The sequence below is a fragment of the Pandoraea fibrosis genome (assembly GCF_000807775.2).
GTDB lineage: Bacteria > Pseudomonadota > Gammaproteobacteria > Burkholderiales > Burkholderiaceae > Pandoraea > Pandoraea fibrosis.
This window is the reverse complement of the sequence record NZ_CP047385.1, coordinates 919,423-934,580: the sequence shown is the minus strand read 5'-3', so window position 1 is coordinate 934,580 and position 15,158 is coordinate 919,423. Positions and strand designations below refer to the sequence as shown.

Genomic DNA, 15,158 nt, shown 5'->3' with positions numbered 1-15,158 from the left:
AGGCACGTTAACGAGAAAAGGGCCCTTCCGGGCCCTTTCTCTTACAGCGGTATGGCTTTCGTGCCGTTCAGACCGAGAACGAAGAACCGCAGCCACACGTGGTGGTTGCGTTCGGGTTCTTGATCACGAACTGCGCGCCGTTGATGTCTTCTTTGTAGTCAATCTCGGCGCCGACGAGGTATTGATAGCTCATCGAGTCGATCAGCAGCGACACGCCGTTCTTGTCGAGCACGGTATCGTCTTCGTTGACGTCTTCATCGAAGGTGAAACCATACTGAAAGCCGGAGCAACCGCCACCCTGCACAAAAACGCGCAGTTTCAGCTCGGCGTTGCCTTCTTCGTCGATCAGTTGCTTAACTTTGTCCGCAGCGCTGTCGGTAAAGACCAGGAATGCGGGCATTTCCGTGACGGCAGCCTCAAGCGGTGCGTTCATCGCAAATCTCCATAAATCGGTTCGGTACCATTCTAGTCCCTATTCCAAAATTGTGCCGATGGTCGGTAAATCAAGGGCTTAGGAACGATAAATACCGTTACGGCAGTACGGGAATATGGGTCAGCCCCATGTTCTCCGGCAGGCCGAACATCAGGTTCATACACTGCACGCCCTGACCGGACGCGCCCTTGACCAGATTGTCCTCGACGACGAGGATCACCAGCGTGTCTTCGTTGCCCGGGCGATGCACCGCCATACGGACATAATTCGATGCGCGCACCCAGCGCGTTTCCGGCATCGAGCCGGCCGGCAGCACGTCCACGAACGGCTCGCCCGCGTAATACGTCTCGAACAGCGCCTGGAAGTCGGTGTCGCGGGCTTCAGGCAGAATCGTCGCGTACAGCGTCGAGTGAATGCCACGGATCGTCGGCAGCAGGTGCGGCACGAACGTCAGCCCCACGTCGTAGCCGGCAATCGCCTCGAGACCCTGCTTGATTTCCGGGTGATGGCGATGGCCCTTCACGCCGTAAGCCTTGAAGTTGTCGGCCGTCTCCGCAAGGATCAGCGACGTCTCGCCCTTACGCCCGGCACCGCTCGCGCCCGACTTGGCGTCGGCGATCAGGTGCTTCGGATCAACCAGCTTGCGTCCACCGGCGAACAGCGGCGCGTAGCCCAGTTGCACGGACGTCGGGTAGCAGCCCGGCAGCCCGATCACGCGGGCGCGCTTGATCTGCTCACGATTGATCTCGGGCAGGCCGTACACGGCTTCCTCGAGAATGTCCGGGCAGGCATGCGGCATGCCGTACCACTTTTCGAACGTGGCGATGTCCTTCAGGCGGAAGTCCGCCGCCAGGTCGATCACACGCACACCGGCAGCGAGCAACTCGCGCGCCTGCGCCATCGCAACACCATGCGGCGTGGCGAAGAACACGACGTCGCAATCGGTCAGACGGGCATCGTCGGGGGTGCAAAACGCCAGGTCGACACGGCCGCGCAGGTTCGGATACATATCGGCGACCGGCGTGCCCGCTTCCTTGCGCGAGGTAATCGCCGTCAACTTCACTTCCGGATGCTGCGCCAGCAAACGGAGCAGCTCCACACCGGTATAGCCGGTGCCGCCTACGATACCTACCTTGACCATGTCCTACCCCTTTCAATCGGAACCGCGATTCTATCAAGCTTCCACGACACGCGTGAGACGGCAACGCACCTGTCGCAGCGCCTTTCCACGCAGGCAAAACGCGGCAAGAAAAGAAAAAAGGCCGCGCGAGGCGGCCTTTCTCCGCACCTGCCAGAGGCAGATGCCAACAAGCACTCGGGCGATTAACGCTTCGAGAATTGCTTGCGACGGCGGGCCTTGTGCAGACCAACCTTCTTACGTTCGACTTCACGGGCATCGCGAGTCACGAAGCCTGCGGTCGACAGCGTCGGCTTGAGCGTCGCGTCGTAGTCGATCAGTGCGCGGGTGATACCGTGACGAACCGCACCGGCCTGACCCGTTTCACCGCCGCCCGACACGTTGACTTTGATGTCGAACGTTTCAGCGTGGTTGGTCAGCTCGAGCGGCTGACGAACGATCATCAGCGACGTTTCACGAGCGAAGTACTCTTTGATCGGCTTGCCATTGACGACGATGTCGCCCTTGCCAGCCTTGATGAACACACGAGCAACAGCGCTCTTGCGACGGCCGGTGCCGTAATTCCAATCGTTTTTGAACATGGCTGGCCCTTAGATCTCGAGCGACTTCGGTTGCTGCGCTTCGTGCGGATGATTACCGTCGGCGTAAACCTTCAGCTTCTTGATCATCGCATAGCCCAGCGGACCCTTCGGCAGCATGCCCTTCACGGCTTTCTCGAGCGCACGGCCCGGGAAACGCTCTTGCATCTTGCCAAACGTGGTTTCGTAGATACCGCCCGGGTAACCCGTGTGACGGTAGTACTTCTTGTCGGTTTGCTTTGCGCCCGTAACTTTCAGCTTGGCAGCATTGACGATGATGATGTAATCACCCGTGTCAACGTGCGGCGTGAATTCCGGTTTGTGTTTGCCGCGCAGACGGCGTGCCACTTCGCTGGCGACACGGCCGAGGACTTTGTCCGTCGCGTCAATCACAAACCATTCGCGCGTCACCTCTGCCGGCTTAGCGGAAAACGTCTTCATGATCGATCCAAATAAAATGCATTTGCCCCATTAACACCAACTTCCTGCTTGTCTGCCGGCCGCGTCCTTACGATTTGCGTCGCATGGCGCAGTCCTGTGCTTGCAGGCTCTCCCTGATGCTTTTTCCGTGGGCATTTCCGGAAAAGCCGTTGATTATACAGAAAAAAGCACCTACCGGTAAACCGCCCCAAGTAAACCGCGATTCCGGCGGGACAAAAAAAAACCCGAACCTCATGGGTCCGGGTTAAATCCACCAAAGGAGGAGGGTGGAGGAGACACTTGCAGGATTGCTGTGAAGCACAACAACCAATGACTGAAGTCTAGCAAATCAGATTGTGCGACGCAAGAAAATTTATAGTGCGAAATACAACACCACAATATGAAATGCACACACAATAAGCAATGCTTCACTATTTTCAATAAAATCAACGAATTACAAGAAAAAAGACGCACTCCCCGTTCATCGATCTAGAGCCCCCGCCCCAAATTTAGGGTTTATCCCTCTGAAAACCCGATCAAAAAAGCGCCAATATTGCGACGCAGCAACCAGAGCCATTCGGGATGGCTTCCGAGGTTCGCGGGCGGCATCGTACGCAGGTTTGCGGAAGCCGCTACAATTTTTGCTTGAACGGGATATCGGGGTTTCGAAATATGGAATGCAAGGTGAGTTGGATGGGCCAGGATGGCATGGCCTTCGTCGCGCAAACGGGTAGCGGCCACATCGTCGCGATGGACGGCGCGCCGGAAGGCGGCGGCCACAATCAGGCACCGCGCCCGATGGAAATGCTGCTGGTCGGCACCGGCGGTTGCACCGCCTACGACGTGGTGCTCATTCTCAAGAAGAGTCGCGCCGAAGTGAAGGATTGCAGCGTTACGCTCAAGGCCGAGCGCGCGAGCGAAGACCCCAAGGTCTTCACCAAGATTCACTTCCACTTCACGGTCACGGGCCGCAATCTGAACCCGGCCACCGTGGAGCGCGCCGTCACGCTCTCGCACGACAAGTACTGCTCCGCGTCGATCATGCTCGCCAAGACGGCAGAACTCACGCACAGCGTCGAGATTGTCGAAGGCTGAGACCGGTCGGTCGGCGGTAGTGCCGGAAACGCAAAAGGCTCCCACCGGGAGCCTTTTGTGTCTTATTGGGATGCAGAGCCAGCCGATAAGCCGGATTCTGTGAACGCGACTCGCGCCGCGCCTGACAATCATTCCTCTAGGCGACGCATCACTACGCCGCTCAAGCTTCCTACCCGCAGGCTCCCGGGGGCCCCGTTGCCGGCACCCGCACAAGGCGAATGCCGCTCACCTGCCTATTTGGAATTGCTCCGGGTGGAGGTTACCGTGCCGTGTGCGTTGCCGCACGCCGCGGTGCGCTCTTACCGCACCGTTTCACCCTTACCTGATCCGCCTGGCTTGCGCCAGGGGCCATCGGCGGTCTGTTCTCTGTTGCCCTGTTCCGCGTCTCACGACGGATGGCCGTTAGCCATCACCCTGCCCTATGGAGTCCGGACTTTCCTCCCCCTCCCAATGGGAGGCGGCGATTGTCTGGCCGACTCTGCGGGCCGAAGTGTATCACGCGAGGCGCCATCGTCGCCCGTCCGAACGGCATGCCGGCATCGTGCCGCCTCACCACTTCACCCCCGACTTCGGCTCGGCGCCTCACCCTTTTGCCGACGTCCCGGCCGGAATACCGACCGGTCCAGATAGTAAGACGGGTCGTCGTTCGCCGGACACCAGCCCGGAATGCCGAGCACGGGCAACGGCGCGAAGTCACGGGTGGTCCACGCGGCATCGACGAGCGTCGGTGCAATCCGGACGTCAAGCCAGGCCCGGCGCTCGGGCGGCGTCCAGCGGAAATAGGCGGGGGGAACGTCCACGATCCAGGCGTGTGCCGTCACCGATTTGTACGGTGCGACAAGCTTTTCCAGCAACGCATGCCCGAAAGGCTGGACCTCGCAGACACGGCCCCAGTCGGCGCGCCGCGCCACGAACAGCGTATGCCAGTCGAAAGCCCGCAATGCGTGTCCGAGCGCGGCATCACTGCACGCGAAAAGGATGGCATTCTCATCGAACACCGTCGCGGCGTCGCGGGTGGCGCCGCGTGTCGCCTGCACACCTTCGGCCGCAATCGCCACCGCCTGACGCGCGTTGAGCGCCGCCTTGCCGCGCGGATAGGTCAACCAGATCAGCGCGTTGAAGAAGTCATGCAGGTTCTGGCGCGTCGGCACGCCGCCCGTGGCCGCGATAAACGCCTCGTAGGCCGTGGCGTCGGGCAGATCCTCCTGTGCAACGAAGCGAAGCGCCCGCCCCTGTCCGCTCACCAGCCCCATCGCCGCCGCCTGCGCCGAGAGCGCCTCGCGCCAGTCGCTCCCCGCCAATGCGGCCTGGCCTCGCGCCGATACGGCGTCGAACCACGGCGCCCGCCAGTCGATCTCCGGCAGACCGGAAGGCGCGGACACCCAAGGTGCCTTGGCGCCCGCCACCCTCACCCCTTGAGCTTCCAGCCGATGACTTCACCGGCGCGCAGCGGCACAACGGTCTCGTCGCCCATCGGCAGTTCTGCCGGCAGTTCCCAGTCTTCGCGCACAAGCGTGATCTTGTCGGCGTTGCGCGGCAGTTCATAGAAGTCCGGACCGTGGAAGCTGGCGAACCCTTCGAACTTGTCGAGCGCGTCGGCCTTGTCGAACGCCTCGGCGTACAGCTCGACCGCATGCAGCGCCGTATAGCAGCCGGCGCAGCCACAGGCCGCTTCCTTCACGCCGCGCGCGTGCGGGGCGCTGTCGGTACCCAGGAAGAAACGAGGGCTGCCCGAGGTTGCCGCCTTGACGAGCGCCTCGCGATGCGTCTCGCGCTTGAGCACGGGCAGGCAGTAGTAGTGCGGGCGAATGCCCCCGGTGAAGATGGCGTTGCGGTTATACAGCAGGTGATGCGCGGTAATCGTCGCGGCGATGGGGCCGTCGGCTTGCGCGACATATTCGGCGGCATCCTTCGTCGTGATGTGCTCGAACACGACCTTCAGACCCGGGAAATCGCGGCGCAGCGGCGACATCACGCGGTCGATGAAGATCTTTTCACGATCGAAGATATCGATGTCGGAACTCGTCACCTCGCCGTGCACGAGCAGCGGCATGCCGACCTCCTGCATCGCTTCGAGCGCGCCGCGGCACTTGGCCAGATCGGTCACGCCCGCGTCGGAATTCGTCGTCGCGCCCGCCGGATACAGCTTCACGCCGTGCACGAAGCCCGACGCCTTGGCGCGACGGATCTCGTCGGCCGGCGTGTTGTCGGTCAGGTACAGGGTCATGAGCGGCTCGAACGTATTACCGACCGGACGCGCCGCAAGAATGCGCTCGCGATACGCGGCGGCGTGTTCGGTCGTGGTGACCGGCGGCTTGAGGTTGGGCATGATGATCGCGCGGCCGAACTGGCGCGCGGTGTCGGGAAGCACGCTCTTGAGCACGGCGCCATCGCGCACGTGCAAGTGCCAGTCGTCGGGACGAGTGATTGTGAGTTCTGTGGTCATGGGCGTTTTCCGGGGGCTCGGGAGGCTGCTGGCCCGTGAAACCGTGCCTGCGCGGCGGCGTGGTGACGCGTGGGCGCGACGGACTTCGTGGGCGGGAATGTACGTGCACAGGGGCCGGTGCTATGCTTGTGCAACCCCATATTGTAACGGCAGCGGCGCTCAGACACGACGTGCGCGGCCAATCTTCGATTTACCCGTCCATGTGCCAACTGCTCGCAATGAATTGCGCGGAACCGACCGATATTACGTTCTCATTTACCGGTTTCGCGGCGCGTGGGGGCGGCACGGATCACCATGCTGACGGCTGGGGTATTGCGTTCTTCGAGGACAAGGCCTGCCGCCTGTTCATCGACCATCAGGCGGCGGCAAACTCGCCCATCGCCGAATTGGTGAAGAAATACCCCATCAAATCGAAAAACGTCATCGCCCATATCCGCAAAGCGACCCAAGGCATCGTTGAACTGGAGAACTGCCACCCGTTCCAGCGCGAGCTGTGGGGGCGTCACTGGATCTTTGCGCACAACGGCGATCTGCACGATTACGACCCGTTTCTCTCGGGCGTCTATCAACCAGTAGGGACGACGGACAGCGAGCGCGCCTTCTGCGACATCATGCAGGGCCTGCGCAAGCGCTTCCCCGGTTCGCAGCCGCCACTCGACGAGCTATTCCATGCCGTTGAAGACATTACGCGCACGATCACGCGTCATGGCGTGTTCAACTTCGTGCTCTCGAATGGCCAGGCCCTGATCGCCCACTGCTCGACGCGACTGCATTTCATCGCCCGCCAATGGCCGTTCACGAAGGCGCATCTGATCGATGCCGACTGGGAAATCGATTTCGCGAAGTTCACCACGCCGGCCGATCGCGTTGCGGTGATCGCTACCGCGCCGCTCACGGATAACGAAGTCTGGACGACCTTCGAGCCAGGCGAATTGATCCTCTTCGAGAAGGGCGCACCGTCACTGCGCACCGTGGTGCCCATCCCCGAAGCCGTGCGCCTGCGTAACGCGCAGAACACCGCCTGCCAGTAAGCGCTGCGGCGCACAAACGCCTTGCAGACGGTCTGCGTTTGCGGCGGCCATAAAAAAAGCGTGCCCGAAGGCACGCTTTTTTCGTTCCTGCGACCGACCGGAATCAGTGCAGGATCTTGGCCAGGAAGTCCTTGGCGCGGTCCGACTTCGGATTCGCGAAGAACTCGTCCTTCTTGTCGTCTTCGACGATGATGCCCTGATCCATGAAGATCACGCGGTTCGCGACCTTCTTGGCGAAGCCCATTTCGTGCGTGACCACCATCATGGTCATGCCTTCGTGAGCCAGTTCGACCATCACGTCGAGCACTTCATTGATCATTTCCGGATCGAGCGCCGAGGTCGGCTCGTCGAACAACATGGCGATCGGGTCCATGCACAGCGCACGGGCGATGGCGACACGTTGTTGCTGACCGCCCGAGAGCTGGCCAGGGAACTTGTGCGCATGCGCCTTCAGGCCCACGCGTTCGAGCAACTTCAGGCCCTTGTCACGCGCGGCTTCCTTGCTGCGGCCAAGCACCTTGATCTGGGCGAGCGTCAGGTTTTCGGTGATCGACAGGTGCGGGAACAGTTCGAAGTGCTGGAACACCATGCCGACGCGCGAGCGCAGCTTGGCGAGGTTCGTCTTCGGGTCTGCAACCGAGGTGCCGTCGACAATGATCTCGCCTTGCTGGATCGGCTCCAGACCATTGACGGTCTTGATGAGCGTGGACTTGCCCGAACCCGACGGGCCGCACACCACCACGACTTCACCCTTCTTGACTTCAGTGGAGCAGTCCGTGAGCACCTGGAACTGGCCGTACCACTTGGAGACGTTTTTAAGGGTAATCATTTCGCCAACCTCTTTTGAAGACGTTTAACCAACATCGAAACCGAGAAGCAGATCACGAAGTAGACCGTTCCGGCAAACACAATCATCGCGGGTAGCGTACCGTCCCGCTGGCCCACCTGATACGCCATGCCGAAGAAGTCGGACAAGGCGATCGCGTACACGAGCGACGTATCCTGGAACAGAATGATGCCTTGCGTGAGCAGCAGCGGCACCATGTTGCGGAACGCCTGCGGCAGCACCACAAGACCCATCGCCTGCCAGTACGACATGCCCAGTGCGGAGGCGGCGGACAACTGCCCGCGCGACACGCTCTGGATACCCGCACGAATAATTTCCGAATAATACGCCGCTTCAAACAGCGAGAAGGCCACGAGTGCCGAGACCATCCGGATGTCCCATGTCGGCGGCACGTCGAGCAACGAACGCAGCACCTGCGGCACGATCAAGAAGAACCACAGCAGCACCATCAGCAGCGGGATCGAGCGAAACACGTTCACGTACAGATCCGCGAACCACTTCAGCACCGTCACACCGGACAGGCGCATCATCGCGAGCAATGTGCCCCAGACGATGCCCACGACCACGGCGAGCGCCGTGACCTGCAGCGTGGTGATCATGCCCTTGATGAGCAGCGGCATCGCGTCGATGGCACCGCCCCAAGCGAAGATTTCACCCATTATTTGCCCCCGATGTAGCCCGGCAGGCGGGTCTTCGATTCGAGCCAACGCATGAACGTGAGCACGACGATGTTGATGATCATGTACGCGATCGTCACAGCGATGAACGACTCGTAGCTATGCGCCGTGTAATCGATGAGCTGCTTGCCTTGCCCCGTGAGTTCGAGCAGGTTCACGGTCGAGATCACGGCCGAGTTCTTGAAGATGTTGACGAATTCCGAGGTGATTGGCGGAATCACCACGCGGAAGGCCACCGGCAGCAGCACGAAACGATACGTCTGCGGCAGCGTGAGTCCCATGGCCAAGCCGGCATTCTTCTGTCCCTTGGGCAGCGAATTGATACCGGAGCGCACCTGCTCGCATACCCGGGCTGCCGTAAAGAGCCCCAGGCCGACCACGCCGGTCAGCAGCGAAACATTGGCCGGATTGAGCGCAAACAACCACTGACGCACCCCTTCGGGCAAAAAGTCGGGCGCCACGTAGTACCAGAAGAACAACTGCACGAGCAGTGGGATGTTCCGGAATAGCTCCACGTACCCTGCCGCGAAGCCGGAAATCCATTTGTTGGGAACGGTACGCATCACGCCGAGCATGGAGCCCACGATTAGCGCAATGATCCAGCCGCCGAGGCCGACCGCAAGCGTGAGCTTGAAGCCTGAGAGCAACCACCCGAAGTAGGTCGTGCCCTCACCGGTGGCAACCGGCTGGAAGAAAAAACTGAAATCGAGACCGAGAGCCATGATCTCCCCTTTTCTACTTGTCTTGCTTAAAAAGAAGCGGAAGGATTGACTCCTTCCGCTTCGGCATTACGCACTGACGGTGCTCAGCGATCCAGCAAGCCGTGAGGCTTACTTGGCGCCCTGAACGTCAGCATTGTCGTTCGGCGACTTCCACAGGGAGGCCATTTCGGCCGACGGCGGGAAGTCCATGTTCACGCCACCGAGTGCCGGAATCGGCTGTTGGAACCACTTGGCGTAGTCCTTTTGTGCCTGACCCGACTTCTGGTAGTCCGCAACGGCCTTGTCGACCAGCTTCTTGAAGGCCGGATCGTCCTTGCGCATCATGCAGCCGTAGGCTTCGTACGATTGCGGCTTGCCGACAATGCTGTAGTCCTTGGCGTCCTTGAACTTGGCACGCTCACCGGCGAGCAGGGCGTCATCCATCATGAACGCAACGGCACGGCCCGAGTGCAGCGTAATCGCGGCTTCGCCATGGTCCTTGGCGCTGATGATGTTCATGCCCAGGTTTTCTTTCTGGTTCATCTCGCGCAGCAGACGCTCGGAGGTCGTACCCGCCGTGGTCACGACGTTCTTGCCCTTCAGGTCAGCAAAATCCTTGATGCCCGAGCTGTTCTTCGCCAGCAGACGCGTGCCGATGATGAAGAACGTGTTCGAGAACGCAGCCTGCTTCTGACGATCGGCGTTGTTCGTGGTCGAACCGCACTCGATATCGATCGTGCCGTTCTGAACCAGCGGAATGCGGTTCTGCGACGTGATCGGGGTCTGCTTGGCATCCAGCTTCGGCAGCTTCAGTTCCTTCTTGACTTCGGCAACGATCGCCATGGCCACATCGTTGGCATAGCCGACGACATTGTGGTTGTTGTCATAGAAAGAGAACGGGATCGACGACTCGCGGTTTCCCAGCGAGATAATGCCTGTGTCCTTGATTTTTTTGAGGGTACCGCTTTCTTGCGCCTGAGCAGCACCTGCCATCAGGCCCACACAGCACATCGCCAACGCAATTTTCGAGAGGGTCATTCCTTGGTCTCCTTGGCACAAAACGAATGCATTTTAGCACTGCATTTGCCCATTTTTTTATTCTCGAATGTCCGGAACGTACGTCTTTTTTGACGTAAATCGCCCCGAACATTCTGTTTATACGCATTAATGCGTATTACTACTTAGCTCGACAGCACCGCCGATCAGGGGTACAGGCCGCGCATCTCACGGGCTTGCAGGATACGGGTACACGCCACGATGAATGCAGCGGTACGCAGCGAAACCTTGTGTTCCTGCGCCACATTCCACACACCATCGAACGCCTCGCGCATGATGCGCTCCAGGCGGTGATTGATCTCTTCCTCGGTCCAGAAGAAGCTCGAGAAGTCCTGAACCCACTCGAAATACGAGACGGTCACGCCACCGGCGTTGGCCACCACGTCCGGCACGACAAGAATGTTCTTGCTGCGCAGAATGTCGTCGGCGGCCGTCGTCGTCGGGCCATTGGCGCCCTCGACCACGACTTTCGCACGGATCTTGTCGGCGTTTTTCTCGGTAATCTGGTTTTCCAGTGCCGCCGGGATCAGGAATTCGCAGTCGAGCGACCAGAATTCATCGTCCTTGATGGTCTCGGCTGCCGGGAAACCGCCCACACCGCCAGTCTCGGCAACGTGCTTGAGCAGATTCGCCACATCGAGGCCGTCCGACTTGTAGATCGTGCCGGTGTGATCTTGCACGCCGATGACATGGGCGCCGGCCTCATGGAACAGGCGGGCAGCGATACCGCCCACGTTGCCGAAGCCCTGCACGATCACCCGCGCGCCGCGCACGTCCATGCCCAGACGGCGGGCCGCTTCGCAGCTCACCACGAACACACCGCGGCCGGTCGCTTCACGGCGGCCCAGCGAACCACCCAGCGAGATCGGCTTGCCGGTGACGACGCCCGTGGCCGTGGAACCCTCGTTCATCGAGTAGGTATCCATCATCCACGCCATGATCTGCTCATTGGTGTTGACGTCCGGTGCCGGAATGTCCTTCGTCGGCCCGATGATGATGTTGATTTCGCTGGTGTAACGACGCGTCAGGCGCTCGAGTTCGCCGCGCGAGAGCTTGCGCGGGTCGACACGGATACCGCCCTTGGCGCCGCCATACGGCACGTTCACGGCGGCGTTCTTGACCGACATCCAGGCCGACAGGGCCATGACTTCGGAGAGCGTAACGTCCTGGTGGAAGCGCACGCCGCCCTTGCCGGGGCCGCGCGAGGTGTTGTGCTGGACACGATAGCCCTCGAAATGGGCGATGGTGCCGTTATCGAGTTCGATCGGGCAGTCGACGATCAGAATGCGCTTCGGGCGCTTGAGCGTTTCGACCCAGCGCGAGAGCGTGCCCAGATAGGGGGTGACACGGTCAACCTGCTGGAGGTAGTTACCCCACGGGCCGAGGTGCTCGGCGTCGAGGTAGGAGGGCAAGGCATGTGACGTTTGCGACATTGTTGGATTCTCCGGCTTCAATCGGCGCCGCACGCACATACCGTGCTTGCGACACGAATGGCTGGCACTTTACAAAGAACCGCAAAGAACAATCCAATGCCGAATAAACATGCATCTATGCATTTCATGCATAGTTTTGACCTGACGGCTATTTCGCCCTTATGCCACGCGAATGCCTGCGAACCCCTGCGAATTCCCAGGGCCTTGCGAGACCCTACTTTGGGACAGGTCTTTCCCCGGCAATGGTGGGAAATGCCCCGTTGCCGGGCTGTTGCGCCGAAACAGCGTCAGCCTTTGACCTGATCGCGCACGGCCTGCCAGAACGCTTCGACGACGTCGCGCTTGGTGCGCTCGCGACGGTTGCTGGCGTCGGTATAGGCCAGGCGGTCCCGGTACAGCCGGATTTCCATGTCCAGATGCCACGGCGCGGCCGCCTTGCCCGGCGGGGCGAGATCGATCAGTTCGCCGCGTGCGACCGAATCGACCACGGCGCTTTCCGGCAGAAACGCCACGCCATGCCCGGCCAGCACCATGGCCTTGAGGGCTTCGGCCATATCCGTCTCGTACACCTTGTCGAGGTAGGGCGAACTCGAGGCATCCCCGGCGAGCAGATCGGCCATCCGCCCCAGGTAGGCATTCGAGGTGTAGGCGAGATAAGGCACCGGCGCCTCGGGTGTGCCGGGCAGCTTGAACCGGGCGCGCTTTTGCGCCGTCGGGGCGCTGTAGGGGCTGAAGCGCTCGCTGCCGAGCACGATCATCTCGTAGCGTGACGCGTCGAGTTGCAGTGGCTGGCTCGGGTGGTAATAGCACATCAGCAGGTCACAGCCGCCATCGGTGAGCGACATGGCAGCGTCGTGCACATTGAGCGCACGCAGACGGCTGCGCAACAGGCCCATGCGTTTTTCCAGCGTCTTGAGCCAACGCGGGAAGAACGTCATCGACAGCGTGTGCGGCACTGCAAAATCGAGTACCGAATGATCGGCTGAGCGCTGCTCGCGCAACAGCGCGCGGGCTTCCTGCGCCTGAGAGAGCAAGGCGAGCGCCTGCTCGTAGAACACCTCACCGGCCGGGGTCAGGCGCGTTGGGTAGCTAGAGCGGTCGATGAGTTCGCTGCCAAGCCACGCCTCGAGCGACTGGATGCGGCGCGAGAACGCCGGCTGCGTCACATGGCGCAACTCGGCCGAACGGCTGAAACTGTTCGTCTTGGCGAGCGACACGAAGTCCTCGAGCCATTTGATTTCCATGCGGCGCTCCGGCGTCGGCGATCTCAGCGCGCTAGTCTACTCAATCGCCCGCCCGGATGACAGGCCCGCGCCCATCGTCCGTGGCCACCCGGCGCCCTGCCCGTCCCTCTACCCGCCGCCGGCCCGCCGCTGCTCAGGACACGACCGTCGCGAAATGCGATGCCTCGGCATCCCCCTCTCCGCCACGCCGTTGCTGCTGCAACGCCCACATCTGCGCGTAAAGCCCTTCGGCACGCAGCAACTCGTCGTGCGTGCCACGCTCCACAATGCGGCCCTTGTCGAGCACGATGATCTGCGCCGCGTGCACGACCGTCGAGAGGCGGTGCGCGATGACGAGCGTGGTGCGCTCGCGGGCGATGCTGCGCAACTCGGACTGGATCGCCTGTTCCGAGCGCGAGTCCAGCGCCGAGGTCGCCTCGTCGAAAATCAGAATGTGCGGATTCTTGAGGATGGTGCGGGCAATCGCCACGCGCTGCTTCTCGCCCCCGGAGAGCTTGAGGCCACGCTCGCCGACCATCGACTCGTAACCGGCCGGCAGGCTTTCGATGAAGTCGTGGATATGCGCCGCACGCGCTGCCGCAATGACCTGCTCGCGCGATGCCGACGGATTGCCGTAGGCAATGTTGTAGTAGATGGTGTCGTTGAACAGCACGGTGTCCTGCGGCACGATGCCGATGGCCGCACGCAGCGAATCCTGCGTCACGTCGCGAATGTCCTGGGCGTCGATGGTGATGCGCCCGGCGGGCACTCCGGGGAAGCCAACGTCATAGAAGCGGAACAGCAGGCGCGAGAGCGTCGATTTCCCCGAGCCGCTGTGACCGACGACTGCCGTGGTCGTGCCCGCAGCCACCGTGAAATCAACGTCGTGCAGAATCTGGCGCGACGTCTCGTAGCCAAAATTCACATGCTCGAAGCGCACCGTGCTGCCGCGACAGACGAGCGGTGGTGCGCCCGGCGGATCGGCCACTTCGCGGTTCACGTCGAGCAGTGTGAACATGCGGTCCATGTCCGTCATCGCCTGCTTGAGTTCGCGATAGATCACCCCGAGAAAGTTCAGCGGAATGTAGAGCTGCAGCATGAACGTGTTGACGAGCACCAGATCGCCGAGCGTCATGCGCCCGCTCATCACACCTTGCGTGGCATGCCAGAGAATCGCGATCAGCCCGGTCGCGATGATGACCTGCTGCCCGAAGTTCAACACCGAGAGCGAGTTCTGCGAGCGAATCGCCGCCGCACGATAGCGCTTGAGGTTCTCGTCGTAACGCTGGGTCTCGAACGCTTCGTTTCCGAAATACTTCACCGTCTCGTAGTTGATGAGCGAATCGATGGCGCGGGCATTGGCCTTCGAGTCGAGTTCGTTCATCGTGCGCCGGAAGTGCGTGCGCCACTCCGTGACCTTCACCGTGAACACGATGTAGAACGCGAGCGCGATGAGCGTGACGATGGCGTAGAAGGCGTCGTAACGCACGACAAAGAAACCGAGCACGAGCGCCACTTCGATGAGCGTCGGCAGAATGCTGTAGAGCGAATACGAGATCATCGACTGGATGCCTCGCGTGCCACGCTCGATATCGCGGCTCATCCCGCCTGTCTGGCGCTCCAGATGAAAGCGCAACGACAACGCGTGCAGGTGACGAAACACCTTGAGCGCGATTTGCCGCACCGCACTCTCCGTCACCTTCGAGAACAGAATTTCCCGCAGCTCGGTGAAAAGCGACGTGGACAGGCGCACGATCCCGTAGGCGATGACCAGCAGGCCGAGACTGCCGACGACGATCAGACTCGCATCGCCCGTGGCGCGGGCCGTGGCCGAGAGCGCCGCCACCGGGCCGAGCGCGTCGACGATGTGCTTCATGATGATGGGCACGCCCAGGTTGGCCACCTTGGCGAGCACGAGGCACGACAGGGCCAGCGCCACGCGTCCACGGAATTCGAGCAAATAGGGAAACAGCGACTTGATGACTTGCCAGTCGCCGCGAGAAGGCTTGCGGGCGCCGGGGGCCACCGGCGCAGGCTCGGCCGGAGTGAAACGTCTCATGATGGGGTTGGGGCGGCGTCC

General features: G+C 61.3%; 15 protein-coding genes and 1 other RNA gene. 2 read left to right on the top strand and 14 right to left on the bottom strand.

Features of this window, described 5'->3' with window-relative positions:
• Positions 1–67: 67 nt before the first annotated feature.
• The 4 genes from erpA to rplM form a co-directional block, all read right to left on the bottom strand.
• Positions 68–433, bottom strand: coding sequence for an iron-sulfur cluster insertion protein ErpA (gene erpA / locus PI93_RS04105; protein ID WP_010805094.1), 366 nt, complete (start codon positions 431–433; stop codon positions 68–70).
• 97 nt (positions 434–530) lie between these two features.
• A complete protein-coding gene (argC, locus tag PI93_RS04100) occupies positions 531–1,574 on the bottom strand; it encodes an N-acetyl-gamma-glutamyl-phosphate reductase (RefSeq protein ID WP_039374266.1) in 1,044 nt (347 codons plus the stop codon).
• 182 nt (positions 1,575–1,756) lie between these two features.
• Positions 1,757–2,152, bottom strand: coding sequence for a 30S ribosomal protein S9 (gene rpsI / locus PI93_RS04095; RefSeq protein WP_010805092.1), 396 nt, complete (start codon positions 2,150–2,152; stop codon positions 1,757–1,759).
• A 9-nt stretch (positions 2,153–2,161) separates the two neighbouring features.
• Positions 2,162–2,590, bottom strand: coding sequence for a 50S ribosomal protein L13 (rplM, locus tag PI93_RS04090; RefSeq protein ID WP_010805091.1), 429 nt, complete (start codon positions 2,588–2,590; stop codon positions 2,162–2,164).
• A 651-nt stretch (positions 2,591–3,241) separates the two neighbouring features.
• Between rplM and PI93_RS04085 the strand changes: the two genes are divergently transcribed.
• The gene (locus PI93_RS04085) at positions 3,242–3,664 is read left to right on the top strand and encodes an OsmC family protein (protein WP_039374267.1); all 423 of its coding nucleotides are present in this window, start codon (positions 3,242–3,244) and stop codon (positions 3,662–3,664) included.
• 70 nt (positions 3,665–3,734) lie between these two features.
• Here PI93_RS04085 and rnpB read toward each other — a convergent pair.
• The 3 genes from rnpB to pyrC form a co-directional block, all read right to left on the bottom strand.
• Positions 3,735–4,144: RNase P RNA component class A (gene rnpB, locus PI93_RS04080), an RNA gene on the bottom strand.
• Between the two features lie 77 nt (positions 4,145–4,221).
• Positions 4,222–5,046, bottom strand: a complete 825-nt coding sequence (locus tag PI93_RS04075; RefSeq protein WP_039374282.1) for a DUF3025 domain-containing protein — start codon at positions 5,044–5,046, stop codon at positions 4,222–4,224.
• Positions 5,047–5,072: 26 nt separating this feature from the next.
• Positions 5,073–6,110 (bottom strand): dihydroorotase, encoded by a 1,038-nt coding sequence (gene pyrC / locus PI93_RS04070; RefSeq protein ID WP_039374268.1) that lies wholly within the window; start codon positions 6,108–6,110, stop codon positions 5,073–5,075.
• 200 nt (positions 6,111–6,310) lie between these two features.
• On the opposite strand from pyrC, the gene PI93_RS04065 reads away from it, so the two are divergent.
• Complete coding sequence (locus PI93_RS04065) at positions 6,311–7,141, top strand: class II glutamine amidotransferase (RefSeq protein ID WP_039374269.1); 831 nt, start codon at positions 6,311–6,313, stop codon at positions 7,139–7,141.
• 103 nt (positions 7,142–7,244) lie between these two features.
• Here the strand turns inward: PI93_RS04065 and PI93_RS04060 are convergent, their stop codons facing one another.
• The 7 genes from PI93_RS04060 to PI93_RS04030 form a co-directional block, all read right to left on the bottom strand.
• Positions 7,245–7,970: an amino acid ABC transporter ATP-binding protein gene (locus PI93_RS04060; protein ID WP_039374270.1), complete on the bottom strand. Its 726-nt coding sequence runs from the start codon at positions 7,968–7,970 to the stop codon at positions 7,245–7,247.
• Entirely contained in the window at positions 7,967–8,647 is a 681-nt protein-coding gene (gene gltK / locus PI93_RS04055) for a glutamate/aspartate ABC transporter permease GltK (RefSeq protein WP_039374271.1), read from the bottom strand. Before gltK ends, PI93_RS04060 begins: the two co-directional genes overlap by 4 nt.
• Entirely contained in the window at positions 8,647–9,387 is a 741-nt protein-coding gene (locus tag PI93_RS04050; protein WP_039374272.1) for an amino acid ABC transporter permease, read from the bottom strand. Before PI93_RS04050 ends, gltK begins: the two co-directional genes overlap by 1 nt.
• A 108-nt stretch (positions 9,388–9,495) precedes the next feature.
• Entirely contained in the window at positions 9,496–10,404 is a 909-nt protein-coding gene (locus tag PI93_RS04045; protein ID WP_039374273.1) for a glutamate/aspartate ABC transporter substrate-binding protein, read from the bottom strand.
• Positions 10,405–10,568: 164 nt separating this feature from the next.
• Positions 10,569–11,855: a Glu/Leu/Phe/Val family dehydrogenase gene (locus PI93_RS04040; RefSeq protein WP_039374274.1), complete on the bottom strand. Its 1,287-nt coding sequence runs from the start codon at positions 11,853–11,855 to the stop codon at positions 10,569–10,571.
• A 287-nt stretch (positions 11,856–12,142) separates the two neighbouring features.
• The gene (locus tag PI93_RS04035) at positions 12,143–13,099 is read right to left on the bottom strand and encodes a LysR family transcriptional regulator (RefSeq protein ID WP_039374275.1); all 957 of its coding nucleotides are present in this window, start codon (positions 13,097–13,099) and stop codon (positions 12,143–12,145) included.
• A gap of 133 nt (positions 13,100–13,232) precedes the next feature.
• Positions 13,233–15,137 carry an ABCB family ABC transporter ATP-binding protein/permease gene (locus tag PI93_RS04030; RefSeq protein ID WP_039374276.1) on the bottom strand — a complete coding sequence of 635 codons (1,905 nt, stop codon included), beginning with the start codon at positions 15,135–15,137 and terminating at the stop codon, positions 13,233–13,235.
• Positions 15,138–15,158: the final 21 nt, after the last annotated feature.

Bases quoted from the DNA above. Each gene is read 5' to 3' on its own strand.
- PI93_RS04065 (WP_039374269.1), top strand. From the start codon at position 6,311: ATGTGCCAACTGCTCGCAATGAATTGCGCGGAACCGACCGATATTACG.
- PI93_RS04040 (WP_039374274.1), bottom strand. From the start codon at position 11,855: ATGTCGCAAACGTCACATGCCTTGCCCTCCTACCTCGACGCCGAGCAC.
- argC (WP_039374266.1), bottom strand. From the start codon at position 1,574: ATGGTCAAGGTAGGTATCGTAGGCGGCACCGGCTATACCGGTGTGGAG.
- rpsI (WP_010805092.1), bottom strand. From the start codon at position 2,152: ATGTTCAAAAACGATTGGAATTACGGCACCGGCCGTCGCAAGAGCGCT.
- PI93_RS04050 (WP_039374272.1), bottom strand. From the start codon at position 9,387: ATGGCTCTCGGTCTCGATTTCAGTTTTTTCTTCCAGCCGGTTGCCACC.
- rplM (WP_010805091.1), bottom strand. From the start codon at position 2,590: ATGAAGACGTTTTCCGCTAAGCCGGCAGAGGTGACGCGCGAATGGTTT.
- gltK (WP_039374271.1), bottom strand. From the start codon at position 8,647: ATGGGTGAAATCTTCGCTTGGGGCGGTGCCATCGACGCGATGCCGCTG.
- pyrC (WP_039374268.1), bottom strand. From the start codon at position 6,110: ATGACCACAGAACTCACAATCACTCGTCCCGACGACTGGCACTTGCAC.
- erpA (WP_010805094.1), bottom strand. From the start codon at position 433: ATGAACGCACCGCTTGAGGCTGCCGTCACGGAAATGCCCGCATTCCTG.
- PI93_RS04060 (WP_039374270.1), bottom strand. From the start codon at position 7,970: ATGATTACCCTTAAAAACGTCTCCAAGTGGTACGGCCAGTTCCAGGTG.
- PI93_RS04030 (WP_039374276.1), bottom strand. From the start codon at position 15,137: ATGAGACGTTTCACTCCGGCCGAGCCTGCGCCGGTGGCCCCCGGCGCC.
- PI93_RS04085 (WP_039374267.1), top strand. From the start codon at position 3,242: ATGGAATGCAAGGTGAGTTGGATGGGCCAGGATGGCATGGCCTTCGTC.
- PI93_RS04035 (WP_039374275.1), bottom strand. From the start codon at position 13,099: ATGGAAATCAAATGGCTCGAGGACTTCGTGTCGCTCGCCAAGACGAAC.
- PI93_RS04045 (WP_039374273.1), bottom strand. From the start codon at position 10,404: ATGACCCTCTCGAAAATTGCGTTGGCGATGTGCTGTGTGGGCCTGATG.